At 63.4% G+C, this 24422-nt stretch carries 22 protein-coding genes; 12 read left to right on the forward strand and 10 right to left on the reverse strand.

The window, feature by feature from the left end:
* The 4 genes from BH683_RS03545 to BH683_RS03560 form a co-directional block, all read right to left on the reverse strand.
* Positions 1 to 578 (reverse strand): DDE-type integrase/transposase/recombinase (locus BH683_RS03545; protein ID WP_143695939.1); only part of this gene is annotated, 578 nt, incomplete at its 3' end.
* Positions 579 to 583: 5 nt separating this feature from the next.
* Positions 584 to 1060: a hypothetical protein gene (locus BH683_RS03550; protein WP_084834288.1), complete on the reverse strand. Its 477-nt coding sequence runs from the start codon at positions 1058 to 1060 to the stop codon at positions 584 to 586.
* Positions 1061 to 1165: 105 nt separating this feature from the next.
* Positions 1166 to 2350, reverse strand: coding sequence for a thiolase family protein (locus BH683_RS03555; RefSeq protein WP_084834899.1), 1185 nt, complete (start codon positions 2348 to 2350; stop codon positions 1166 to 1168).
* On the reverse strand, positions 2347 to 2760 hold the full coding sequence (locus BH683_RS03560) for an OB-fold domain-containing protein (protein WP_084834900.1): 414 nt from the start codon (positions 2758 to 2760) through the stop codon (positions 2347 to 2349). The genes BH683_RS03555 and BH683_RS03560 overlap by 4 nt, the downstream gene beginning before the upstream one ends.
* Positions 2761 to 3086: 326 nt before the next feature.
* Between BH683_RS03560 and BH683_RS03565 the strand changes: the two genes are divergently transcribed.
* Entirely contained in the window at positions 3087 to 4289 is a 1203-nt protein-coding gene (locus tag BH683_RS03565) for a CoA transferase (RefSeq protein ID WP_084834944.1), read from the forward strand.
* Between the two features lie 123 nt (positions 4290 to 4412).
* On the opposite strand, the gene BH683_RS03570 is transcribed toward BH683_RS03565, so the two are convergent.
* From BH683_RS03570 to BH683_RS03580, 3 genes are all read right to left on the reverse strand, one after another.
* A complete protein-coding gene (locus tag BH683_RS03570) occupies positions 4413 to 5576 on the reverse strand; it encodes an NDMA-dependent alcohol dehydrogenase (RefSeq protein WP_084834901.1) in 1164 nt (387 codons plus the stop codon).
* Between the two features lie 37 nt (positions 5577 to 5613).
* Positions 5614 to 7047, reverse strand: a complete 1434-nt coding sequence (locus BH683_RS03575) for an aldehyde dehydrogenase family protein (RefSeq protein ID WP_084834945.1) — start codon at positions 7045 to 7047, stop codon at positions 5614 to 5616.
* A gap of 121 nt (positions 7048 to 7168) precedes the next feature.
* Positions 7169 to 8251: a TIGR03857 family LLM class F420-dependent oxidoreductase gene (locus BH683_RS03580; RefSeq protein WP_084834902.1), complete on the reverse strand. Its 1083-nt coding sequence runs from the start codon at positions 8249 to 8251 to the stop codon at positions 7169 to 7171.
* 87 nt (positions 8252 to 8338) lie between these two features.
* Here BH683_RS03580 and BH683_RS03585 point away from each other — a divergent pair, with 87 nt between their 5' ends.
* The 5 genes from BH683_RS03585 to BH683_RS03605 all read left to right on the forward strand — a co-directional run bounded on the left by BH683_RS03585 (position 8339) and on the right by BH683_RS03605 (position 12681).
* Positions 8339 to 9442 (forward strand): phosphotransferase family protein, encoded by a 1104-nt coding sequence (locus BH683_RS03585; RefSeq protein WP_084834903.1) that lies wholly within the window; start codon positions 8339 to 8341, stop codon positions 9440 to 9442.
* A complete protein-coding gene (locus BH683_RS03590; RefSeq protein ID WP_084834904.1) occupies positions 9439 to 9891 on the forward strand; it encodes a MaoC family dehydratase N-terminal domain-containing protein in 453 nt (150 codons plus the stop codon). Before BH683_RS03585 ends, BH683_RS03590 begins: the two co-directional genes overlap by 4 nt.
* Positions 9888 to 10319, forward strand: coding sequence for a MaoC/PaaZ C-terminal domain-containing protein (locus tag BH683_RS03595; RefSeq protein WP_084834905.1), 432 nt, complete (start codon positions 9888 to 9890; stop codon positions 10317 to 10319). Before BH683_RS03590 ends, BH683_RS03595 begins: the two co-directional genes overlap by 4 nt.
* Before the next feature lie 70 nt (positions 10320 to 10389).
* Positions 10390 to 11724, forward strand: coding sequence for a TetR/AcrR family transcriptional regulator (locus BH683_RS03600; protein WP_245937932.1), 1335 nt, complete (start codon positions 10390 to 10392; stop codon positions 11722 to 11724).
* 186 nt (positions 11725 to 11910) lie between these two features.
* A complete protein-coding gene (locus BH683_RS03605; RefSeq protein ID WP_084834907.1) occupies positions 11911 to 12681 on the forward strand; it encodes an SDR family NAD(P)-dependent oxidoreductase in 771 nt (256 codons plus the stop codon).
* Positions 12682 to 12771: 90 nt separating this feature from the next.
* Here BH683_RS03605 and BH683_RS03610 read toward each other — a convergent pair whose 3' ends face one another.
* Positions 12772 to 14916 (reverse strand): acyl-CoA dehydrogenase, encoded by a 2145-nt coding sequence (locus BH683_RS03610; protein WP_084834946.1) that lies wholly within the window; start codon positions 14914 to 14916, stop codon positions 12772 to 12774.
* 282 nt (positions 14917 to 15198) lie between these two features.
* Between BH683_RS03610 and BH683_RS03615 the strand changes: the two genes are divergently transcribed.
* The 4 genes from BH683_RS03615 to BH683_RS03630 are packed head-to-tail and all read left to right on the forward strand — an operon-like array spanning position 15199 to position 18996.
* Positions 15199 to 16710 (forward strand): AMP-binding protein, encoded by a 1512-nt coding sequence (locus tag BH683_RS03615; RefSeq protein ID WP_084834908.1) that lies wholly within the window; start codon positions 15199 to 15201, stop codon positions 16708 to 16710.
* Between the two features lie 47 nt (positions 16711 to 16757).
* A complete protein-coding gene (locus BH683_RS03620; RefSeq protein WP_084834909.1) occupies positions 16758 to 17063 on the forward strand; it encodes a hypothetical protein in 306 nt (101 codons plus the stop codon).
* On the forward strand, positions 17056 to 18156 hold the full coding sequence (locus tag BH683_RS03625) for a CaiB/BaiF CoA-transferase family protein (protein WP_084834910.1): 1101 nt from the start codon (positions 17056 to 17058) through the stop codon (positions 18154 to 18156). Before BH683_RS03620 ends, BH683_RS03625 begins: the two co-directional genes overlap by 8 nt.
* A 39-nt stretch (positions 18157 to 18195) precedes the next feature.
* Positions 18196 to 18996 (forward strand): crotonase/enoyl-CoA hydratase family protein, encoded by an 801-nt coding sequence (locus tag BH683_RS03630; protein WP_210405154.1) that lies wholly within the window; start codon positions 18196 to 18198, stop codon positions 18994 to 18996.
* A 73-nt stretch (positions 18997 to 19069) separates the two neighbouring features.
* On the opposite strand, the gene BH683_RS03635 is transcribed toward BH683_RS03630, so the two are convergent.
* Positions 19070 to 19657 carry a nuclear transport factor 2 family protein gene (locus BH683_RS03635; protein ID WP_084834912.1) on the reverse strand — a complete coding sequence of 196 codons (588 nt, stop codon included), beginning with the start codon at positions 19655 to 19657 and terminating at the stop codon, positions 19070 to 19072.
* Positions 19658 to 19703: 46 nt separating this feature from the next.
* Positions 19704 to 20564 carry a 3-carboxyethylcatechol 2,3-dioxygenase gene (locus BH683_RS03640; protein WP_210405155.1) on the reverse strand — a complete coding sequence of 287 codons (861 nt, stop codon included), beginning with the start codon at positions 20562 to 20564 and terminating at the stop codon, positions 19704 to 19706.
* A 178-nt stretch (positions 20565 to 20742) separates the two neighbouring features.
* On the opposite strand from BH683_RS03640, the gene BH683_RS03645 reads away from it, so the two are divergent.
* Positions 20743 to 22422 (forward strand): FAD-dependent oxidoreductase, encoded by a 1680-nt coding sequence (locus BH683_RS03645; RefSeq protein WP_084834913.1) that lies wholly within the window; start codon positions 20743 to 20745, stop codon positions 22420 to 22422.
* Between the two features lie 360 nt (positions 22423 to 22782).
* A complete protein-coding gene (locus BH683_RS03650) occupies positions 22783 to 24051 on the forward strand; it encodes an ABC transporter substrate-binding protein (protein WP_084834914.1) in 1269 nt (422 codons plus the stop codon).
* Positions 24052 to 24422 lie beyond the last annotated feature (371 nt).

The raw sequence follows: 24422 nt of genomic DNA on the forward strand, positions 1-24422 counted from the left end.
GGGCCGTGCTCGGCGATGGCGGTGGTGAACATGTCGATCGCGGCGGGCTTGTTTTCGGTGTACTCGATGCGCCAGCAGACCGGGTGGCGGGAGAACACGTCGATCGCGAGGTAGAGCTTGTAGCGGTCGTCGTTGGTCGGGCCGTGCAGGTCGGTGATGTCCCAGGACCACAACTGACCCGGGCCGCTGGCATGAATGATTGGTTTGGATCGACTGTGGTTGCCGGGGCTGCTGTGGTGGCCGCGGCGGCGGTCACCGACCGTGCCGTAGCGCGCAGCGATCCGGTAGAACGTGCGTGGTGAGCAACCGATCTCACGCTTGTCGAAAGCGCGCCAATATGTTTGCTGCACAGACAGATCCGCGTATTCTTCACGGTTCAATATCTCGACAATGACCTCTTCTTCGGTGGCGGTCAGCGCAGCCGGCTGGAACCGCTGCGTGTGCGGCACCGGATCCTGGACCGGCTTGTAATGACGGTAACCGCGCTCGATCCGGTAGTAGGTCGAGCGAGCCAGACCGGTCAATGCGCATGCGGCTTTGACCCCGATCCAGGTGTGAGTGGCCAAGGCGGTGACCAACTCGGTCAGGAAAGATGATGTCGCTTGAGCCAGGCCTGGTACTGCTCGGCGCTCATCAACGCCGGTGGGATCTGCGGACCCTCGTCCTCGGTCGAGCTCTTGGTGATCCCGTCCAAGAGCTCGAAGGCTTTTCCCATGATCTCCAACGCCGCCTCGGACTGGGCGTTCTTCTTCTCCAACCGGGCGACTTTGGCGCGCAACCGGGCCAGCTCAGCGCGGTCTTGGCTGTCCATGCGGTCCCTCGTTTTGTCGGCGGCAGCGACCATCGAGTCACTGAACGCACCAGACTCGCGGGCCTCTAACCACTCTCGCACGGTCGCCCGAGTCAGGTTGTACTCACGCATCAACCGAGTCTTGGCGCCGCGTTGCACCGCCAGGTCCCAGCGCTGCAAAAACGCAACCCGGAACGCGATCGGGAACGACCGCCGCCCCTTCGCTGACCGTCCAATCGGGATATCGATCGGGGTATCCAACAAATCCATGTCACACTCCATCCCCACCACCCCTACCACACCTTGTGTCTTACGACCAGGATGGCAGAGAGGGAATTGCGGGTGGGCACTGGGAATTCGGGTGGACCGGAAGTGTCAGGCGTCCAAGCGGAGGAGCATCGAGCCCGCCTCGGGACCGCCACCAATACCTACCGCTGCGACAGACAGATCCTTCTTGATCTGCCGGTCTCCCGCCTCTCGCCAGAGTTGAGTGCAGGCTTCGTGAAGGAATCCGTAGCCGTGCAGGCGTCCGGCAGAGAGTTGTCCTCCATGAGGATTGATGGGCAACGTGCCATCGATCGCGTAGTAGCCCTCATCGTCGAGGAACTGCCCGACCTTCCCGTGATCGGCGAATCCGAGCGCTTCGATCCACTGCGAGCACAGATAGCTGAATCCGTCGTAGAGGGTCGCGAAGTCCACGTCGGCCGGCGTGAGGTCGGTGCTGTCCCACATCGATGCGGCGGCATCGTGCGAAGCCATGGTGGTGAAATCGGTGCGCTGGTCCCACGTGTGCCGCTCATAGAGGGCCGAACCGGCTGCCTCGATGGTGATCGGCGTATGGGCGAGCCCACCGGTCTCCTCCCGCCGAGACAGGATGATCGCCGTTGCGCCATCGCACGGCACATCGCAGTCGTAGAGCCCCATCGGTGTGGAGATCATCCGCGCATCGAGGTAGTCGTCCATCGTCATCGGCTTGCGGTAGATCGCGTTTGGATTCAACGCTGCGTTGTTGCGGGCGTTGATCACCAACTTGCCGAGATGCTCACGCGTCAGACCGAATTCGTACATGTAGCGCTGGGCGTACATGCCGATCCAGTTCGCGGGAGAGGCAGCCCCGAAAGGCATTCTGAACTCTGCGTGGCCCGATGCCCGCATCGCCTTCCCGGTCAGGGCAGCAGCCCGCCCGGATGCCTGCGCGGTGGCCTCCCATACGGACCGGAAGCACAGGACATGTGTCGCCCGCCCGGACGAGATCGCTGCCGCGGCGTCGAGCAAGGTGCCGATCTGGCCGGAGGTCTCGACACCGCTGACGTGCCACTTGGTCTTGAGACCGAATGCGTCGCGAACGTCATGAGTGGTGGCTCCGACGAAGCCGCCCTCGGCGAGGACCGGTCCGGGATAGCTGGCGACGCCATCGATGTCGTCGAACGACAGGCCGGCGTGGGCCACTGCCCGTTCGGTGGCCTCGAGTGCGAGATCGATGCCCGAGCGTCCGATCCGCCTGCCGATCTGTGATTGGCCGATACCGCTGATGACGGCCTTGTCGTCTACGAAGCTCATGCCGCCACCGGCCTGAAGAATGGCAGGGCCACGTCGTCATGCTCTTCGAAGACGACCTCGACCGCCATCCCGATCTCGACTGCGTCGACGTCGATCTCGACGATGCAGGTGGTCAGCCGCACATCCGGCTGGTCATCCAGCTCGACGACTGCGATGACGTACGGCGGCGGGAATGCAGGCAGCCATGGGTGATGGTTGATGGTGAAGGACGCGATGCGCGCACGTCCGGACGCCGCTTCGGGCCCGACATTCCGGCTCCGGCAGCGCCAGCAGGCGCCGACCGGCGGATGGATCCAGCCGCGGCAGTCCTGGCAGCGGTAAATGCGGAGTTCGCCCTCGAATCCACCAGTCCAGAAGGCCTGGGATTCCAAGGTCACCTCCGGGAGCATCCGGCCTGTCTCAATAGACATCGTCTAATTCCTTCCGAAAACCACTGGTTGCCCAGGTGGCAGTACGTGGTGCCGGGCGTGACGCCGGTCACGAGAGGTCAGGCTACCACTTATGGTCATACCGTCAGATCACTTCAGCCCGATCCAGTGGTGGACGGGCACAATCTTCCCAGATAGTCCTTTGCACCAGCAGTATCGTCTCAAAATTTGGTAGTGATGCGCGACACAAAACGGACAAAATTATGTGTACACTCAGTCAGATACTGGTCGATGGGATACGCCGACACTCGGTCGCGATCCGTTCCATCGAAGTCTGGACCGAAAGGAACAATGCCGTGGTCGGTGTGATGAATGGAATCCGTGTCGTCGAGGTGGCGGCCTGGACGTATGTGCCGGTCGCGGGGGCGATCCTGGCGGAGTGGGGGGCCGACGTGCTGAAGATTGAGCACCCCGAATCCGGCGATCCTCAGCGCGGTCTGGTCACGTCCGGCCTGATCCCGGCTGGCGGGGTCAACCACATGTTCGAACTTCCGAACCGCGGAAAACGCAGTGTTGCAATCGATCTCAAGTCCGAAGAGGGACACGAGATTCTCATGAAACTGATTGCGACAGCTGACGTCTTCCTCACCAACTTCCGCCCCGACGCTCGCAAAAAGCTCGGACTGGACGTCGACGACGTCCGGGCGGTCAACGACAAGATCGTCTACGTCCGCGGATCTTCGACCGGCCAGCGCGGCGAGGAATCCAACCGTGGTGGATACGACATGACGTCCTTCTGGAGTCGTGGCGGGGCTGCCGACAACGTCAGCCCGGACGAACTCGATTACCGACTCACCATGCCCGGGCCCGCCTTTGGCGATGTCCTCGGGGGACTGACCATTGCCGGTGCTATCTCCACCGCACTCCTGCACCGCGAGCGGACCGGCGAGGCACTCACCGTCGACAGCTCGCTGCTGGCAATGGGCGCCTGGTCGATGGGTGCCACGATCGCAGGTGCGCACGCATTCAACATGGAGCGCTACCCGAAGCACACGCCGTCGACCGCCGCGAACCCCTTGGTCAACATGTACAAGACGTCGGACGGCCGGTTCATCTCCCTGGTGATGCTCGAGTCCGATCGCTTCTGGCCGGAGCTGGTCACCGCTCTGGGTATTCCGGAGATGATCACCGACCCCCGATTCGAGAACCACGCCAAGCGCGGCGAACACCGGCTCGAGGCCATCGAGGTTCTCAACAACGCCTTCGGCAAGCGGACCCTCGAAGAATGGAAGAAGGACCTGGCCAACATCGACGGCTCCTGGTCCGTTGTCCAGACACCTCGCGAGGTCGTCACGGACCCACAGGTCCTCGCCAACGGATACATCTCGGACCTCACCGATTCCAACGGCGTGGACTACAAGTTGGTCAACACACCGATCCAGTTCAACGAGACGCCCAACGAACTGACCCGAGCACCCGATCACGGCGAACACACCGACGCCGTGCTCGAAGAGCTGGGACTGTCGATGGACGAGATCATCGGATACAAGGTCAGCGGCGCCATCCTGTAGCTCGCAGTCAACGAAAAGGGAGTGCACCGAAAGGTGCACTCCCTTTTCCATTGCCGTCGATCGTGCTCTAATCGCCATCGACCGTGCCGTTATCGCCGCCAGGGCACGGTCGGCGTGCGCGGATCAAACTCCGGCAGAGGCGGTTTCCAACACAGCGGCATCGGCGGCATCGGCGGCCGGATACCGCAGGATGCCGCGGACGTTCTTACCGGCACGCATGTCGTCGTAGCCGTCGTTGACACCCTCGAGCGGGTAGCTGCGGGTCACCATGGCGTCGAGGTCGACAAATCCGCCGCTCCACAGTTCCAGGATCTTGGGGATGTCGGCACGCGGGTTGGCCGAGCCATAGAGGCTGCCGACGATCTGCTTTTCCTGCAGGGTCAGGTCCATCAGATTCACCGACACCTCACGCTCCATCATCGGATGGATGTTGGTGACAACGAGCCGTCCGCGTTTGGCGGTCATGGCCAAAGCCTTTGCGATCAAACGACCTTCACCCACACCCATGGCGCAGATGAACTTGTCGGCCCCCCGGTGCCAGGTCGCCTCGGCGACCACCTCCGGCGCTTCTTTCCACGACGCCGCGACGTGCGTGGCTCCCATGGACAAAGCGATCTCGCGCTTGTACTCGGACGGATCGATCACCGTGATGGTCCGGGCACCGGACAGCTTTGCGCCCTGGACCGCGGCGGCACCGATGCCGCCGACACCGGCCACGACGACGTTCTCCCCCGGTTGCACGTCTGCGGTGTAGACCGCCGAGCCCCACCCGGTGATGAATCCGCAACCGAGCAGGCAGGCACGGTCGAGCGGATGGTGCGGTTCGATCTTGATGCAACTGGCCTCGTTCACCACCGTGTGGTGGGCGAAGGAACCGACGCCGCACGACAGTGCCAGGTCTTCACCCTTGGTGTGATGCCGGGCGGTGTCGTCCTGAATCTGATTGCCGGAATATATCTTTGCACCGAGATCGCACAGGTTCTGGTGTCCGTTCGAGCACGACGGGCACCGGCCACACGACGGGATGAATCCGAAGACCACATGATCACCCGGCTCGAGCCAGGACACATGGGAGCCAACCTGCTTCACGACACCCGCACCTTCGTGTCCACCGATGCAGGGCAACCGGAACGGCATGTCGCCGGTCACGATGTGCTCGTCGGAGTGGCACATTCCCGACGCATGCAACTCGACGAGCACCTCTTGCTCCTTGGGTGCATCGAGTTCGATCGTCTCGATCTGCCATGCAGCATTGCGCTCCCACAGGACCGCGGCCTTGGTCTCCATATTGATTGTCCTTCCACACTGAGTTTTTGACGAGACGTCAGAGAATGATCGATTGCGACTCGAGATATGCCGCGATGCCTTCCGGCCCACCTTCACGCCCGATACCCGACTTCTTGAATCCACCGAAAGGACTTCCGAAATCAAGCGGCGCGGGAGAATTGATCGACACCGAACCGGTTTGCATACGCGTCGCGACGCGCGTGGCCCGGGCGGGATCGGCCGACCAAACCGCACCCGCAAGTCCGTATTCGGAATCGTTGGCCACGGCAACCGCATCGTCATCGTCGTCATAGGCGATGACAACGGCCACCGGACCGAACAACTCGTCCCGGGCGACCGCCATGTCGTTGTCGACATCCGCGAGCACTGTCGGGCTGACATACGACCCGTTGAAACCCTCCGGCCGGTTTCCGCCTGCGACCACGCGGGCGCCGGCCTCGATCGCGGCGGCTACTGCAGTCTCGATCCGGTCACGTGATGCGACGTTGATCACCGGGCCGACTTCGGTGTCGCGCTCCGCCGGATCACCGATTCGCATCGCGGTGACGGCAGCGGCGAAAGGTTCGAGTATTTCGTCGTAGCGGCTGCGCGGCAGCAAGATACGGGTCTGTGCGGCGCAGATCTGACCGTTGTTGGCCATCACGCCGGTGACCAGACCCTTGATGAGTTTGGAGTCTACGACGACGTCGTCGAGAACGACGGCGGCCGACTTACCGCCGAGTTCCAGCGTGACGCGGCGGACGTCCTGCGCGCAGGCGGCGCCGATTTGCTTTCCGGCACCGGTCGATCCGGTGAAGCTGACCTTGTCGACGCCGGGATGCGAAACGAGTGCCACGCCGGTGTCGACGCCACCGGAAACGATGTTGATCACGCCGGGCGGGATCCCGGCCTCTTCGATGCACTCACTGAGCATCGACAAACCAAGAGGCGCATCCGGCGACGGTTTGAGGACGATCGTGCACCCGGCGGCCAACGCCGGCGCCATCTTCAGCGCGGCGGTGAACAACGGGGCGTTCCAGGGAACGATCGCTCCGACCACACCGACCGGGACTCGGCGGACCAGTACCTCGCCACCCATCACGGAAGGACGTTTCGCCTCGAACTCGTAGTCCGGAACGATTGCGGCACAGGACCGGTAGACGCCGAGAGTGGTGGCCAGCTGACCGAACGGTGTCCACTTGCGCGGCGAGCCGACTTCAGCCGAGATGACGTCGGCGAAGACCTTGGTCCTGGATTCGATCGCGTCGGCCAACGCGCCGATCGCCGCAGCGCGCTCGGTGGGGGTGCTGCGGCTCCAGGGACCGTGCTCGAGGGCCGCGCGGGCAGCCTCGACGGCGACCCCGACGTCGGATGCCGTCGCCTCGCTGACCCGTCCGAGCACTTCACCGGACGCCGGGGACCGAACCTCGATCTCGGGCCCGGACGTCGGGCTCCACTTGCCCGACACGTACATGCCTTCGTATTCGTACAACGTGCAACCTTTCATTTCTTCTCCGCGAGCGTCGGAGCCAAGGTGCAGCGGTCGCCCATCGAATCGGATCAATTCTGGCAGTAATGTCACTCTAGGGCAAGGATCGCTCCCTGCCACCGTTTCAGCCGAACAGGGGCCCGAGTTGATCAGGCGTGCTGCCGTGTAGGACCAGTTCGTCGGCACCGGCGTCGCGGTACTTCTCGAAGGTCGCCCAACAGTCGCTCGCCGAGCCCACCGCTGACGCGGAGCGGATCCACTCCTCGGGCAGCGAAGACGCCACCTCGGTGAGTTGCTCGCGCGTCCGCACCGAATCCGCGGCCCCACGCACGCCGACCAGGTGTGGGTGGGCACGCAAGGCGTCGAGGTCATCGACCGACCAGCCGTTGACCTTCGCCAACTGCTCGCCGAAATTGGGTATTTGGTAATACGTGACCGCACGTCCCCCGACGACGGCCATCTCCTCGGCGGGATCGAGGCCGGTCGCGACAACGACCGTCGCGTAAACACGCACGCTGCCGGCCGGCCGGCCGGCTTCCTTCTCGGCCTCCCGAACAATGTGCACCGAGCGTCCGACCGCCTCCGGCGTCAGGAACGGGTGCAACAGGACCCCGTCAAAGTGCCGGCCGGCGATGCCGAGCCCCTTGGGCCCGATGGCCGCGAACACCAGCGGAGGAACCCGCTGGTCAGGAAGGTCCGTGAGTCGCAGGGACGGGTACTTGCCTGCGGGCCCGTCATATTTGACCTTCTCCCCGCGACACAGTCGCCGGAAGAGTTCCACCGAATCGACGATCGACGCATTCGTCGACGGCGGCAGGCCGACGGCTTTCCACATCGCGTCGACGGACCTACCTATACCGATGACGATGCGGCCATTCGACATCGCCTGAGCAGTCATCGCCATCGATGCGAGCATCGCCGGATGCCGGGACTGAAAATGCGTGATGCCCGAGGCGATCTTGATCGAATCGGTGACCTGGCCCATCGCACCGGCGAGGACCCCGAAATCCTTGGTGCCCCATCGTTCGCTGAGCCAGAGTGTGCGCAGCCCCAGTCGCTCGGCCTCGATCGCCTGACCGATCGCCGGTCGCGGATCGGGCACCCGCCCCGGAAGCGTGTACGCACCGAGCGCGAGGGACGTCTGCTGCCCCGCGTCACCGATCGGGTTCGGCGCAATTTCCACATTGTTGGATTTTCTGTCCGTCATAGCCCTATTCTGACAGTATTGGTCACTTTAGGAAAGGGCGTTCGCTTCCGAGTTCTCGGTGGCGTGCAACCCAGGGAAGGCATTCGCATGGTTTACACACCGACCCGAGGTGAACTCGGCGGCGGCGCTCGCGAGATTCTGGACTCGTGGTTGCCCGAACGTGTCGCTCCGGGCGGCACCGGATTCGAGATCTCGGACTTCTCCGCGCCCGACGCGGGCTACTCGGGCAAGACAGTCTTCTTCACTGCCAATTGGACGGACACCACCGGCACCCGGCAGGAAGTCGATCTGGTGCTGCGCATGCAGGCTTCCGACCATCAGTTGTTCACTGAACCGGACGCTCCCCGGCAGGCGGAGATCATGCAACGTCTCGGACGTAGCGCCGGCATCGCGGTGCCCCAGATCGTTTGGATCGAACACGACGACTCGATCCTCGGAGCCCCGTTCTATCTGATGCGTCGCGTCACCGGCCGGACGCCATCCGATGTCCCCAGCTGGCACAAGCGCGGCTGGACCACCGAGCTGTCGACATCCGAACGAGAGCTGTTGTGTGACAACGCGATCAAATCGCTGGTCGCAATACACCAAGTCGACGACCGAGAACTGCTGAACTTTCTCCGCGCCGACCCGGCCACCGGAACCACCGGGCTGGCGCGCTATCTCGACAACCTTCGCAGGTGGTACGAGTGGGCGCGCGAGGACCTCGTGGTCGGCGCCGATGTGCTGGAGCGGGCATTCGACGTCATCATGACCGAGGCCCCGGCCACCGACCGCGACGGCGTGGTGTGGGGCGACGCCCGGGTGGGCAATATGTCTTTCGCCGACGACATGTCCGTCGCCGCGCTCTTCGACTGGGAAACCGCCACCACAGGCCCACCCGAGATCGACCTGGGTTGGTGGTTGATGTTCGAGGAGTTCCTCTGCGAGGCCTTGGGGTTCGCCCGGATGCCGGGAGTTCTCGACACCGACGGCACCATTGATCGCTACCTCGAGTTCGGCGGCCGGATCGACGGCGACATCACCTATTACAAACTGGTGGCTGCGTTTGTGTTGTCGCTCATCAACAATCGACTGGCCGTCCTGCTCGCCAGAGACGGCCTCGACGTCGATGTCGCACACAGCTATCCGAAAACCGTTGTCGCACTCGTCGAGCGATACCTGTCCGAACTGCATACCGAAGGAACGAGATGACCAGCACCTCCAACCCAGAAGCCTCGCCTGTCGGCGCCACCGGGCAACCCTGGGACATGGTGATCGAACAGGGCAAGATTCGTGAGTTTGCGGCCGCCATGCAGTCGGACAACCCCGCATACCAGGGTCCGGACGCGATCATCCCTCCGACCTTTCTGGTCAACGCCGCGCACTGGGCCCCGGCCGGCGTACGGGTCACAGTCGGATTCGAACGCAAACGTCTCCTGCACGGCGAACAGGAGTACACATTCATCGGTCCACCGCCGAAAGTCGGTGATGTGTTGACCGCGCAAGAACGGCTTGTCGACCGATACGAGAAGCCGGGCAAGCGAGGCGGGCAGATGCGTTTCGCAGTGGTGCTCACCGAGTACCGCGATCGGGACGGCAACTTGGTTGCCCAGGCACAGGCCACCTTCATCGAACGAGCGGCACGAGGAGCATCTCAATGACCAGAACACAGGCCTCACTCGCCGTCGGCGACACTGCGACCCCGCGCGACTTCGGCCCCATGACCCGTCAGATGTTCGTCCGCTATTCCGGCGCCTCGGGTGACCTCAACCCGATGCACTACGACGACACCATGGCGCGGAGTGCTGGAAACCCGTCCGTGTTCTCCCAAGGCATGCACCAGTCGGCACTGCTGGCGACGTTCGCGACCGACTGGCTCGGCGCCGAGAACGTGCGACGGTTCGGCGTCCGGTTCCGCGAGCAGGTCTGGCCGGACGATGTCTTGACCTGTACCGGGACGGTCACTGCGATCATTGACGGAGCCGGCGGCGAGGTCCTGGTCACCGTAGAACTGCTCTGCACACGGCAAACCGGTGCCGTCGCGATCGCGGGATCAGCCGATTTCGTCGTCCCAGGGGCCACGACGTGAGGAAATCGACGGCACCCGACCCGGGCTGTCGTTCGTCAATCTCGCCGATCAGCAGTTAGGCTGACCTCCAGTGTCAGATACAACGCCGATTACACGCAGAGCCAGCTACGGCCCGTCCAGCCCCGACGTGGGCAGCCGGGGCGCGAACACGCGTACCAAGATCGTCGACGTCTCGTTGGAGCTGTTCGGCCGGGTGGGGTTCTTCAACACCTCGGTCGATGCCATCGCCAAAGAAGCCGACATCTCCAGGGCCACTCTCTACCAGTATTTCCCGGGCAAGGACGAGATCTTTCTCGAGCTGCTCGATGTCTGCGGGCGGGCTCTCTTCCGCGTTGCGCGGCGCATCGGGCCGCTGGGCCCGACCAAGGTCGGGTTCGACAATCTGAACTGGTGGCTCGGCGAGTGGAGTTGGGTCTTCGACCGGTACTCGACGATGTTCGTGCAGTGGACGAGTGTGGCGATGGCAGACACCTCGGTCCGACCGCAGATCGATACATTCATGTCCGGATACACGAGAATGGTCACCGCCCGCCTCGAGCAGTCCGAGTTGCAGGGCATGGAACCGCGGGTGGCTTCGATGGCGATGATCGCGATCGTGCACCGCATCAACCTGTTCCTGGCCACCGACCGAACCTACGGGCGGGACACCCAGGCCGTCGTCGACTCGCTGTCCGTCTATCTGCAGTTGCTGCTGTTTCCGGAGACACCGTCATCCGTCCTGAACAGCATTCCCCTGGAGACGCCACCAGAAGATCCGGTCATCGAAGTACCCCCGCTGCCATCGACCGCCGGCCTGTCGGCCGCCGACCGAACCGCGAACCTCAGCAAGCGTGCGGTCAATACCGTTCGCACCCTTGTCGATGCCGGAGCAACCCAGTTCCAGCTCAAGGGCTACCACCGCACCAGCGTCGACGACATCGTCGAGCAGGCCGGTCTCGCCCGCGGAACGTTCTACAAGTATTTCAGCGAAAAGCAGGATCTTCTCGTAGCCATCAGTATCGAGGGAACCGAGCAGGCGATCGACCATGCCGCACGCTTGAGCAAGATCGATCTCACTGATCCCGACACGACTGAACTCCGCGCCTGGATCAGCAGCTTCACCGCGTTCATGACGCGATACTCGGGTTCCATCGGTGCCTGGACCGAGAAGACCACGGACAACGATGTCGTGACCCAGTTGGGTATCTGCGGCCAGGCGGCGATGGATTCGGCCATGGTTGCGGACCTCATCACCAGAAAGCGGGACTACCCTTTCGATCCCGTGGTCGCGGCCATCATCTTCAGGTCACTTGTCGCGAGGATCCCGCAAGCCGCACAAGAGCTTTCACCGCCGTTGTCGGACGAAGCAACTGCCGACCTCTTGATCGACTGCATCAGGCGCGGTTTCTTCACCCACCTGACCTGAGTCACCCCTCTTGAATCTGACCACAGATCTTCATCTTCTGGCAGTCATTAGTACTGCCCTACTGCGTGTTTGAATCTCGATCACCGGCGCTCTTGATTGTTTCTGACAATTATGTCATCTTTGATGAGGTTCTATTCGCCACGTCGGTACTCGATCGGGGTACCGCGGCAGGAGAGGAAACTCCAGATGGATATAAGTCGCGCATCCGCACTCGTCACCGGTGGCGCCGGTGGTCTCGGCGAGGCCACGGTTCGCACCCTGGCCGCAGCCGGTACGTCGGTCGTCATCGCCGACCTCAATGACGAAAAGGGCAAAGCTCTCGAGGTCGAACTCGGTGACCACGTCCGCTACGTCAGCACCGATGTGCTGGACGAGAACAGTGTCAACGCGGCACTGGCGGTCGCCAATGAACTTGCGCCACTTCGTATTGTCGTCAACGCCCACGGTGGTTCCGCGGGTGCATCGCGCGTTGTCGGACGCGATGGCGAGCCGGCATCGTTCGAACAGTTCCAGTGGTACATCAACCTCTTCCTCAACGGCACGTTCAACGTGCTGCGCCTGGGCGCTGCCGCGATGTCCAAAAACGAGCCCGATGAGGTCGGCAACCGTGGCGTCATCGTGAACACCGCGAGTATCGCTGCGTTCGAGGGCCAGATCGGCCAGACGGCCTACTCGGCCGCGAAGGGTGGTGTCGTAGGACTGACGCTGCCTGCCGCACGCGATCTGACGAAGCAGGGCATCCGCGTGATGGCCATCGCCCCCGGCACTTTCTTCACCCCCGCTTTCCAGATGGAACGCGAAGAGGCCGAAAAGCACTGGGGATCAACGGTTCCCTATCCGAACCGGATGGGCAGCCCGTCAGAGTACGCGGCTCTGGTCGAGCACATCGCCAAGAACGATTACCTCAATGGTGAGGTCATCCGTATCGACGGTGCACTGCGCTTCCAGCCGAAGTAGCAGGTTCGACACGTACGACGAACAAAGTACACCGTTCAGTCACAACCACATGTGGTCATGTCTGAACGGTGTACTTTGTGTTGCGGCCGGCTATCGCGCCACGGGGTCGCGCGGCAGACCGAGCAGGCGTTCGGCGATGGTGTTGCGCATGATTTCCGACGTGCCACCGGCGATGGTCAGACAACGCGCGAAAAGGTACGCGTAGGTCAGCTCCGGGGTATCCCCCGTGACCGCCGCGGTACCGGCCAGATCGATACCGAGCTCGGTAATACGCTGCGAATGCTCCGCTTTGACCAATTTCGTCACGTTGGCCTCCGGTCCAGGACCGGCGCCGATCACCGCGCGAGCAGCCTGCCGGAGATTGAGCAGACGGAGTGTGTGAGCCTCGGCAATCATCTCGCCGACGCGGTGCTCGCCGTCAGATGAGCCGGTCTCATCGAGCAACTTCACCAACTCTGCGGTACCGAATGCGATGGAACCGCTACCGCCACCGATGGATACGCGTTCGTTGCCCAGGGTCGCGCGGGCGACCTTCCAGCCCTCGCCCACTCCCCCGACCACATCGGAGTCGGGCACGAACACATCGTCGAAAAACACCTCGTTGAACAGCGCATCACCGGTGATCTCACGCAATGGGCGGATCTGGACACCCTCGGACGAGAGGTCGATCGCCATCATCGACACTCCCGCATGCTTCGATGCATCAGGATCGGTCCGCACGGTTGCCAGACCCCACTGACATTCGAGTGCCACACTGGTCCAGACTTTTTGACCGGTCACGCGCCAGCCCCCGTCCACCTTCTTCCCGACGGTCCGGACGGCGGCGGCATCCGACCCGGCGCCGGGTTCGCTGAACAATTGGCACCATTGGTCCCGCCCGCGGAGCACAGGCTCGATCCAGCGGTTGCGCTGATCATGCGAACCCACCTGCGCGATGGTCAGATTGACCCAGCCTGTGATTCCCAGGTCGGGCAGGTCGATGCCCTCGAATTCTTCCTCGATGACCAACTGCTCCATGGCCCCGGCCTCGCGTCCCCAGGGCTTACGCCAGTGCGGGACAAGATATCCGCTGTCGACGAGGTGGTCACGGCGTTCCGCCTCCGACAGGGGCCGTACGGCGTCCGCTTCGGCGCGCGCGGCGGCCCTGAATGCCTCGGCTTCCTCGGGGAGCTCGAAGGACGCACCCTGTGCCTGTCCGGCCCGGTAGGCGGCGACGATGTCGGACAGCGGATCAATATCGTCGGACAGGATGGCGGCGACCGTGGTCGCGCGCCGCAGGTACAGGTGCGCGTCGTGCTCCCAGGTGAAGCCGATGCCACCGTGCAGCTGGATGTTCATCCGTGCGTTCTTGAGTTGTGTCGGGCCCGCGTAGGAGGCCGCGACAGCCGCGGCGAACCAGGTTCCGTCGATGTCGTTCGCGCGAGCGGCATCCCATGTGCTCGCAATGGTCGCCTCGGTGGCGATGAGCATGTTGGCGCAATGATGTTTGACCGCCTGGAATGAACCGATGGTCCGCCCGAACTGTTCGCGAACCTTCGCGTACTCGGTCGCCATCTCCAGACATGCCAATGCACCGCCGATGGCCTCGGCCGACGCGAGAATCCGCAAGATGCTTCGGCTCGAACGCGCTGCGCCGCCAAGGATTCGATGGGCCGGGGCCGCGACGCCGGCACACGAGACAGTGCCGAGACCACGCGTGGTGTCGAGAGCCTTCGCGGCGGTGACCTCCACTCCTGCGGTGTCCTTGTCGAGGACGACGATATCGTCGCCGAGCGCGAGAACCAGCACGTCGGCCTCTGGCGCTGACAGGACGGCGCGCACCTGGCCGCTGATCAAACCTTCGGCGTCCAGCGTCAATCCAGCGGACAGCCCGACGCCGCCGACCGCGGATCCATCGCCGAGACCCTCGAGGAGTGCCGACTTGAGGCCGGCGTCGCCCGCATGCGCGATGACAGCCGATGCGACGACTGTCGCCAGAAACGGACCGGGAGCAAGCTCGTGACCCAGCGCTTCGAGCACGACGGTGAGCTCCGCGATGCCGTAGCCCGAGCCGCCGTATTCCTCCGGGAGATGCAGGCCCAGCCAGCCGAGGTCTGCCGTGCTCGACCAGAATTTGGCTAGGTCGGCCGATCCATCGAGGGAATCACGCGCAGCACCGCGGACATCGTGGCGCTGCAGATGGCCGGCGGCGGCATCGGCCAGCTCGATGTGTTCGGAGGATATGGCAAGCGCCATCTCGGCCACCTTTCGATTGCGAACTCGTTCTAGGGCTGTCGGCATACGCAACTGACCCTAGATGTCAGATGAAGGATATTCAAGGTTCAGTCCCAGACGGCTTTGGGAACCGCCCCAGACACCGTCTGGCAAAGATCGATACGTGCTGAACTGCACAAACAAACCCATGTGAAGCCACAGAAAACCGATTCGTCCAACTCGTAGACAATGTGTCAGATGATCTACTATGGTTTCAGCCAGGAGTGACCCACGTCATTCACATGAGAGATTTGGAAGTCTTGTATGAGCATCTCGCTGATCTTGGACATGGCGATGTCGGGCAACCCCGACCAGAAGGCCATCACGGTCGATGGAACCTCGCTGACCTACGCCGAGTTCGGCGGGCTGGTCGCCGGTGCCGCAACCGTCATCGCGAAGGCCGACGCCAAGAACGTTGTCTTCTTGGGCAACTCCGGACTGGAACTCCCGGTGCTGTTGTTCGCCGCCGCCCATGCGGGTGTGCCCTTCGTTCCGGTCAATTACCGGTTGGCCACCGCACAGCTCGAACAGTTGATCGCACGCACGGAATCACCGCTGATCATTGCCGACCCCAGATACGTGTCCGAGCTGTCGTCCTTCCCCGGTGTGATGACGACCGACGAGGTCGCGACCGCCGCGCGTGCTGCCGCGGCCGATCCGCTGCCGGCCGCGATGGTCGATCCGGATGACCCGGCCATCGTTCTGTTCACCAGCGGAACAACGTCCGCGCCCAAGGGCGTGATCCTCCGGCACAGCCACCTGCTCAGCTATGTGATGGGCACCGTCGAATACGGTTCGGCGGCGGAGTCGGACGGCGCACTGATCAGCGTTCCGCCGTACCACATTGCGGGTATGGGAACGATTCTGACGAACGTCTACGCCGGGCGCCGCATGATCTACCTGCCGCAGTTCGATGCGCGGGCCTGGGTGGAACTGGTGCGCCGCGAAGGTGCGACGTCGGCGATGGTCGTGCCGACGATGCTGGACCGTATCGTCGACGTCCTGGCCGGCGAGCAAGCGGATGTCCCCAGCCTGAAATCACTGTCGTACGGCGGTGCGCGGATGCCGCGTCCCACCCTCGAAGCGGCTTTGCGTGCCTTCCCAGGTGCCGGTTTCGTCAACGCCTACGGTCTGACCGAGACCAGTTCGACCATCGCACTTCTCGGGCCCGACGATCACCGGGCCGCCCTCGAGAGCGACGTCCCGTCCGTCCAGGCCCGCCTCGGATCGATCGGACGCCCGGTGCCCGGCATCGAGATCCAGCTACGGAGCGCCGACGGCATCCCGGCTGCATCTGGCGAGCAGGGTGAACTGTGGGTCCGCGGACCGCAGGTGTCCGGCGAGTACATGGGTGCCGGTTCCGTCCTCGACGCCGAGGGCTGGTTTCCCACCAAGGACCTCGCGTACACCGATGACGAGGGGTTCCTGTTCATCGTCGGTCGGAACGACGACACCATCATCCGCGGCGGTGAGAACATCGCGCCCGCCGAGATCGAAGACGTCCTGGTGAATCATCCACTGGTTCGCTCGGTGGTCGTTGTCGGTGTGCCCGATGATCATTGGGGCGAGGCCATTGTCGCCGCCGTGGTCGTCGAGCCGGCGGCGAACCCCGATCCCGAAGAGCTGCGCACCTATGTTCGTGAACGCCTCCGGGGCTCGCGCACACCGGATCGCATCGTGTTTCTCGACGATCTCCCGACAACCGCGACGGGAAAGATCCTGCGCAAGAAGGTCGTGGCAGACATCGTCGAGCCATCGGCGGTATCCCGCTCGTAGTAGCGGACCGAACTGTTGAAGTAACAAACCAGAACAAAGGAGACACCGTGTTGAAAACCGGAAGTCGTCTGCAGAGCCAGGTGTGCGGTACGCAGGTCATCGTCATCAAAGCCACGACAGCCGATTCAGAACTCGATTGCGGCGGCCAGCCCATGGTCGATGTGGCACAGGCGCCGTCGTCCGGACTGACCCCGGCGGCCGGGTTGGACGGTGGAACGCAGATCGGTAAGCGTTACGTCGACGCCGCCGACACCGTCGAAATCCTCGTCACCAAGTCGGGTGCCGGGAGTCTGTCACTCGGCGGCACGCCACTGGACATCAAGAGCGCCAAGCCACTTCCCTCCAGTGACTGATCGCAGCATTCCTGCCGGCGGTCCGCTCGCCGGAATCCGCGTGCTCGAACTCGCGGGCGTCGGTCCCGGTCCCCACGCCGCCATGGTGCTGGGAGACCTGGGTGCCGATGTCGTGCGGGTTCAGCGACGTGGTGGACTCCCGACACCCGGGACGCCGTCGAGCGCCGGCCTTCGCAATCGGACGATCGTGGAGGCCGACCTCAAGAACCCTGATGACCTGGTGGAAGTGAAACGATTTGTGCAACAAGCCGACATCTTGATCGAAGGATTTCGCCCGGGTGTGACGGAGCGGGTCGGCCTCGGTCCTGACGATGTCACCGCCCTCAATCCCCGGCTCATCTACGGTCGTATGACCGGCTGGGGCCAGACCGGACCCCGAGCAATGGAGGCGGGTCACGACCTCAATTACATCGGGCTGACCGGACTGTTGCACGCCGTGGGGCGACCGGGTGAACGCCCGGTGCCGCCACTGAACCTGTTCGGCGACTTCGGTGGCGGCTCGATGTTCCTGGTGATCGGTCTGATCTCCGCGCTCGTCGAGCGCCAAACGTCCGGGCGCGGACAAGTCGTGGATGCGGCGATCGTGAACGGCACTCCGGCTCTGGGCCATCTGTTGTGGTCCATGCGCGGATCCGGCCGGTGGTCTGATGATCGTGGTGAGAACGTCTTCGACGGGTCCGCGCCGTTCTACGACACCTACGAATGCTCCGACGGCAAGTACGTTGCGGTCGGAGCCTTGGAGCCCCAGTTCTTTTCGACGCTACTCGACACTCTCGGTGTCGATCCCGCCGAGGTGGGCGCTCAGCGCGATCCGGAGAACTACCCGCGAATGCGCAAACTCTTCACCGAGCGCTTCGGCTCTGCGCCCAGGGACCATTGGGCAGCTGTCTTCGCCGGAGTCGATGCCTGCGTCACCCCGGTGCTCACCTTTGCCGAGGCCGAAGCCGATCCGCAGCTCATTGCCCGTGACGTGTTCACGACCATCGACGGAGTCACCCAGCCCGCACCGGCGCCCTCGTTCTCCCGCACTCCGTCCTCGACTCCGGCGCCACCACCGCGACACGCGGTCGCGGCCTCCGACATCTGGGCTTGACGATCAGCATTGCCAAACAACAACTTCTAAGGAATCGACATGACCGAAACACTCGAAGCCCCCGCTCTCATCGAGCGCCGCGGACACGTCATGCTCATCACCCTCAATCGTCCGCAAGCGCGTAACGCCGTCAACGCCGAGATGTGCATCGTTGTCGGCGATGCGCTTGCCGAAGCGGACAAGGACCCCGACGTCCGGGCAGTGGTTCTCACCGGTGCCGGCGACAAGGCGTTCTGCGCGGGCGCCGACCTCAAGGCCCTCATGCGCGGCGAGGCCGTGATCCCGCCCGGACGCGAGAAATGGGGCTTGGCCGGTTACGTCGGGCAGGCGATCAGCAAACCCACAATCGCGGCCGTCAACGGACCGGCGCTCGGTGGTGGCACCGAGCTGGTACTGGCCAGCGACCTCGTCGTCGCAGCCGACACCGCGGTGTTCGGATTGCCGGAGGTGACGCGAGGCCTGATCGCCGGAGCCGGCGGAGCGTTCCGCCTCGCCGCCAAACTCCCACCGGTCGTGGCCATGGAGCTGCTGCTGACCGGTGAACCGATCACCGCAGCGCAGGCACTCGCGCTGCACCTGGTCAATCGGGTCGTGCCTGCTGCCGACGTCCTCGACACCGCACTTGCCCTCGCCGAGAAGATCGCGGCGAACGCCCCGCTGGCGGTCGCCGCCACGAAGCGCATAGCGCTGGCACAGGGCGAGTCCGGGGAGCGACCGGATGAGAGCCTCGGCTGGGAGATGACCAACGCAGCTCTCCCGGGCATCGCCTATTCCGAAGATGCCAAGGAAGGTCCGCTCGCGTTCGCCGAGAAGCGCGCCCCTGTGTGGCAGGGTCGCTGACCGGCACCCACGCCAACTGAACAAGGACTGCCCCGCAGCAACGTTGCTGCGGGGCAGTCCTTGTCGCCGTCTGTCAGTGCGAACGGACGCCGAAGTCGATCTCGTGAATACTCGTAAATGGCGTGAAGCCTTCGCGGTCGACCCAGGAGGGCCGGGCCACGTGTCCGGGGTCGGGTCGGGCCCATTCGACCCATGGGCCCCAGTCGTTGCGGCTGAGCTTCTCGTCGATCGTCTGCGGCCACTGTGCCGATGCGTCGGCGTAGGTCTTGGCAAAAGCCTTCATCTCCCCCATCACCCACACGTCCTCTTCCGACCGCCACTTACCGTCACCGGCGTACTCGATGATCTGGAGCGAGTAGAAATCTATGGGTGGGGCGCCGGGCTCGGGATTGTCAGCGCGGTTGACCAGCTTGTAGACCACCCGATGGCCGTCGATGACGTACCAGACCAACGGGTTGTACACATGTGGCGCACCGCCCATTGTGCCTTCGATGAAGCGAACGATCTCGTTCGGTCCGGTGAAGGTTCCGTAGAAGTGGTCGGTGTAGGTGGCGTCGTCGGTGAACAGATTCGCCCACGCTTCCCAATCCTCGGCTACTTGACCCACCATGAAGTAGTGCCGGAACGCGGCCTCTACTTCTGCTCTGTCGAAATGCGCCATCGAAGTTCCGTTCTCCCGTGCTGTCGAGTTGCTTGTCGTGTGCGTCTCACCGCGAGACGGCGAGTCCCATTCCGGTGATCCATTCCTCGACCGGCTGGTAGACGACCGCGTCGAGCGGCTTTCCACCGCCCGCGGCTCCCGCGGCGAGCCAGGTTCGTACCTCGTTGGCGCCGACGCCGGCCTGGGCGCGCGCATCATCGGTGAGGGAGGCCAGCTCGGCGCCATCCCACTCGGCCAGTGCACTCAAGAATGCCTTGTCCCACTCGGGCCTTATCTTCTTGCGCGCAGCGGCAGCGCCTTCGGCGATCACGCGGCGTCGCTCTTCGTCGCTGATGTCGTAGGCATCGAGTTCCAGGCTCGGCGGCGAGTGGGACAGCCCGCCGGTTCCGATGACGAGCACGCGAGCATCGATGGTGTCCAGATACTGTCCGACGGCTTCTCCGAATGCGAGCACCCGTGCCGCCGACGGTAGCGGCCCGGTCGCGCAGTTGATCGGCACCGGGATGACCGGATAGGTGTTCAGGTCACCGGTGAGATCCCGGAGGGGCTGCGCAAAAGCATGGTCGAGGCCGACGCCCCGGCAGATCGAGATGTCGAACTCGGCGTCGAGGAGATGTGCGGCAAGATCAGTCGCGACGTCGACCGGGATGTCGAGTGTCCCTTCGTCATGTCCGCCTTCGGGCAGGATCGATGCCGACATGGCGACAGCGAACGTCGGCACGACGTGCCGGAACGCCCGGCGGTGGTCGCCGCCGAACAGGATCGTGAAGTCGGGATCGAACTCGGTGACCATGGCGCGCGCATCTGCGAGACCGGCCCGGAACTCGGAGCCGAAGACATGCTCGGTGTCACGCTCCATGCCCGGGCTGTGACTTGCGCACACCACCAGGCGCTTCTGTTCGGTCATGACACTCCTTGTCAGCACCCGTTCGGCCGCCCGGCCGACGCGGTGTGCGAAACCAATAGTGACACTGACGTTAGATCAAATTCTGGCGCTAGTCGAGAGTCAGGTCTTACACACTTGACAGAACGGTATATCGCCACCCAAAGTGGACGTAACTGTCAGATACTGGAGGGCGACACTCGTGGCTTTTGTGATCCTGCAAGCTTGTTGCAATGACGCCTCGTGCGTCGACGTATGCCCGGTCAATTGCATCCACCCCACACCCGATGAACCGGACTTCATGCGTACCGAGATGCTGCACATCGATCCGCAGACCTGCATCGATTGCGGCGCGTGCGTTGAAGCATGCCCCGTCGAGGCGATCAAGGCCGAGGACGAATTGGACGACCCCGAGCTCCCGTTCATCGAGCTCAACGCCGACTACTTCGAACAACACCCCATGCAGACCGGCCAACTCGACGTCCCGAAACCACTGTGGCGGAAGGCGGACTTCTCGGAGATGCGCGTGGCCATCGTGGGGTCCGGGCCGGCCGCGTTCTATGCGGCATCCGAACTGATAGCACTCAAGGGCGTCCAGGTCGACATGTTCGAACGCTTGCTCACGCCATACGGTCTGGTGCGCTCCGGGGTCGCCCCCGACCACCCGGGCACGAAAGCGGTCACCGACATCTTCCGAACCCTGGAGCGTCGCAAAAACTTTCGGTTGCATCTCGGCGTCCAGATCGGCGTCGACCTCACACACGAGGAACTCCTGGCCCACAACCACGCTGTCATCTACGCGGTTGGTGCATCATCAGATCGCCGCCTCGGCATCAACGGAGAAGATCTGCCGGGCAGTCATACCGCCACCGAGTTCGTCGGCTGGTACAACGGGCACCCCGACTATGCGGAGCGTACCTACGACTTGAGTGGCGAACGTGCCGTCATAGTCGGCAACGGCAACGTCGCGCTCGATGTCGCGCGTATCCTGCTCACCGATCCGGACGACCTCGATCGCACCGATATCGCAGACCACGCATTGGAAGTCTTGCGCACCAGCAATATCCGCGAGGTCGTCGTCCTCGGTCGGCGCGGTGTGGCGCAAGCCGGGTACACCAATCCCGAAATGATGGCGTTGCGTCACCTACCCGGGGTCGATCTCGTGATCGACCCCGACGAAGCGCAGATCGATCCCGTCACGCAAGGCATCCTGGATTCGCCCGAGACCGAGTCATCGGTGAAGGCCAAGGTCTCCCTGGCCCGCAAGGTTGCCGACGAAGGGGGAAGGGGCGCAACGAAACGTCTCGTGCTGAGGTACCTCACCTCCCCCACCGAGACCTCCGGCACCGATCGGGTCGAGTCCGTCGACGTCACGCGCAACGCACTCGAGCTGACCGACTCCGGGGCGGTCGTCGCGGTCCCAACGGACACTACCGAAACCATCGAGACGACACTGATCCTGCGTGCCGTCGGCTATCGGGGCGTTCCGGTGCCCGGAGTGCCCTTCGACGACGCTCGCGGTGTCATCTCCAACAACGAGGGCAGGGTTGTCACGTTGGTCGATGAGGAGCCCATTCAGGGCGTCTATGCCACCGGGTGGGTCAAGCGCGGTCCATCCGGGGTCATCGGAACGAATAAGAAGTGCGCCGCCGACACAGTTGATCTGCTGCTGCAGGACTACGTCGCCGGAGCCCTCGCCGATCCCCCACAGGACGCTGAGTCGTTTGCGGACCTGGTCTCGGAACGGGCGCCCGAGGTCGTCGACTTCGCCGGCTGGTCGCTCATCGACAAGGCAGAGAAGGCGGCCGGCAAGCCACGGAAGCGACCCCGCGTCAAGTTCGTCGATGTCGACTCGATGATGGCTGTCGTTCGCGGCGATTGACTCGCCGCACCAGAACCACTGCCCGAACTATTCTGACACTCGCGGTTATCTCTTGCATCGACTGAGCAATTCCGAACCAGGGATTAGTGATATGGATTCAGCGACACTGGTTTCGCCTCCGCGTGCCCTTTTACTGGTCTGACATTAACGTCTCTCCGGACGGGAACATCACGGTTCGATAACATTGTCCGAAAAGGGTAGGAGTGACGCCCGTCATAGTCCACGATTCAGAGGTTCGTATCTGACACTGCGTCTTCAAATAGTTTGAACTTTGTGATCGCTCGCAAGACAAGTACGACGCTCAACGGAACAACCCATGTGCGGGCGCAGCTTCTCTCGTCCCGACCTCAGGAGCACAACATGCAGAAATCAAGGACAGGCCGGCGGTTGATCGCAACGACTCTGCTGTCGGCCGCCCTCACCGCCGGAATGGTCGCCTGTAGCAGTTCGGATGATGGAGGCGACGCAGCTGCCGAGCCTTCGGCAAACGAGTCCGTACTCGGCACGCCGAACAAGGCCACCGGGACTCCGGTCACCATCGGATTCGTCAGCGAGGGACAGTCTCAGTCCATCGACGTCACCGACGAGATCCGAGGCGCCGAAGCTGCCGCCAACTACGCCAACGAGTACCTCGGCGGTATCGGGGGCCACCCCATCCAGGTCAAGTCCTGCCAAGCGCTGGCGCAGCCCGCCGTCGCGACCGACTGTGCCAACCAGATGGTCCAGGCCAAGGCCGCGGCCGTGGTCGGGCCGACTCCCGGTGAACTCGACAACCTCGTCGACGTCCTCTCTCCCGCCAAGATCCCGCTGGTGATCCACAGTGGGACAACGCAAAAGGGTCTCAGCTCTCCCGGCGTCTTCTCGCTGACTAACGGCACCGCCTACTTCGCCATCTCCGCGACTGCGGCGAAGGACGAGGGACTCAAGAACACCGTCGGTGTCGCCATCGGCGTACCGGGTGCCGAGGGGCCCACCCGTCAGCTCGGTAGCCTGATCTGGGGCAACGCGGGTCTCGACTTCAGTGTGGTCGGCATTCCGCCCGGCACCGCCGATATGACCCCGCAGATCAGCGCAGCAGGTGCCGACGCCGACAACTTCTTCGTCATCGGCAACGACAGCTTCTGCACCAGCGCGTTCAAGGCGATCAAGACCACCAAGCCAAATGCTCCGATCTTCGCGATCGACCGATGCGTCACCATCGGCGGCGGTTCCTCGATCCCGAACGGCTACGAGGACATCAACGTCGCCACGGCACTGAACCTCAGCCCGGATGCACCCGACTCACAGCTCTACTCAGCGGTTCTCGCGAAGTACGGCGACGGCGCCAAGTTCGGCCAGCTGTCCTCAGCCGGATACGCCCCGATGCTCGGCATGATCAAGGCACTCAACGCCGCCAAGGTCACCGACCCGACGCAGCAGACCGTCATGGAGGCCATGAAGACGGCTCCGCCGACCGAGTACCCGCTCACCAACGGAATCATGTTCCAGTGCAACGGCAAGCAGATCCCCATCTCGCCCAACATCTGCAGCGCCGACGGCATTCTCGCCAAAGCAACCAAGAACGGTGAACTCACCGACTTCCAACAGGTGACCATCGATCCGAAGCTGTACGCAACACCGAGCGCCTGATAGACCAGCTCGAACTCAGCTGGCCGTCAGCCCGAAAGGGCTGGCGGCCAGTTTCGTTGTGTCTCAATGTTCCCGGCCCTCCGTCGACCGTGCCGATAACACCGTCGACCGTGCCCATCCAACCATCGATCGTGCCGATATCACCATCGGCCGGCCCATCCGACCATCGAGCGGGCCGATATCACCGCCGAGCGTGCCAATATCGCCATCGACCGGGCCCTCGTTTCAGTCGACCGTGCGAATAATGCCGTCGCGCACCCGATGTTGCAGACTCACCCAGCGACTCGCTCGCACCAGGAGCACACTCGATGGCCACATCGGCACGGTCGGTGGTTGATTGGGCACGATCGACGGTCGGATCGGCACGATCA

The sequence above is a fragment of the Williamsia sp. 1138 genome, assembly GCF_002095435.2.
Classification (GTDB): domain Bacteria; phylum Actinomycetota; class Actinomycetes; order Mycobacteriales; family Mycobacteriaceae; genus Williamsia.

Bases quoted from the DNA above. Each gene is read 5' to 3' on its own strand.
- BH683_RS03550 (WP_084834288.1), bottom strand. From the start codon at position 1,060: ATGGATTTGTTGGATACCCCGATCGATATCCCGATTGGACGGTCAGCG.
- BH683_RS03555 (WP_084834899.1), bottom strand. From the start codon at position 2,350: ATGAGCTTCGTAGACGACAAGGCCGTCATCAGCGGTATCGGCCAATCA.
- BH683_RS03560 (WP_084834900.1), bottom strand. From the start codon at position 2,760: ATGTCTATTGAGACAGGCCGGATGCTCCCGGAGGTGACCTTGGAATCC.
- BH683_RS03565 (WP_084834944.1), top strand. From the start codon at position 3,087: ATGAATGGAATCCGTGTCGTCGAGGTGGCGGCCTGGACGTATGTGCCG.
- BH683_RS03570 (WP_084834901.1), bottom strand. From the start codon at position 5,576: ATGGAGACCAAGGCCGCGGTCCTGTGGGAGCGCAATGCTGCATGGCAG.
- BH683_RS03580 (WP_084834902.1), bottom strand. From the start codon at position 8,251: ATGACGGACAGAAAATCCAACAATGTGGAAATTGCGCCGAACCCGATC.
- BH683_RS03585 (WP_084834903.1), top strand. From the start codon at position 8,339: ATGGTTTACACACCGACCCGAGGTGAACTCGGCGGCGGCGCTCGCGAG.
- BH683_RS03590 (WP_084834904.1), top strand. From the start codon at position 9,439: ATGACCAGCACCTCCAACCCAGAAGCCTCGCCTGTCGGCGCCACCGGG.
- BH683_RS03595 (WP_084834905.1), top strand. From the start codon at position 9,888: ATGACCAGAACACAGGCCTCACTCGCCGTCGGCGACACTGCGACCCCG.
- BH683_RS03605 (WP_084834907.1), top strand. From the start codon at position 11,911: ATGGATATAAGTCGCGCATCCGCACTCGTCACCGGTGGCGCCGGTGGT.
- BH683_RS03610 (WP_084834946.1), bottom strand. From the start codon at position 14,916: ATGGCGCTTGCCATATCCTCCGAACACATCGAGCTGGCCGATGCCGCC.
- BH683_RS03615 (WP_084834908.1), top strand. From the start codon at position 15,199: ATGAGCATCTCGCTGATCTTGGACATGGCGATGTCGGGCAACCCCGAC.
- BH683_RS03630 (WP_210405154.1), top strand. From the start codon at position 18,196: ATGACCGAAACACTCGAAGCCCCCGCTCTCATCGAGCGCCGCGGACAC.
- BH683_RS03635 (WP_084834912.1), bottom strand. From the start codon at position 19,657: ATGGCGCATTTCGACAGAGCAGAAGTAGAGGCCGCGTTCCGGCACTAC.
- BH683_RS03640 (WP_210405155.1), bottom strand. From the start codon at position 20,564: ATGACCGAACAGAAGCGCCTGGTGGTGTGCGCAAGTCACAGCCCGGGC.
- BH683_RS03650 (WP_084834914.1), top strand. From the start codon at position 22,783: ATGCAGAAATCAAGGACAGGCCGGCGGTTGATCGCAACGACTCTGCTG.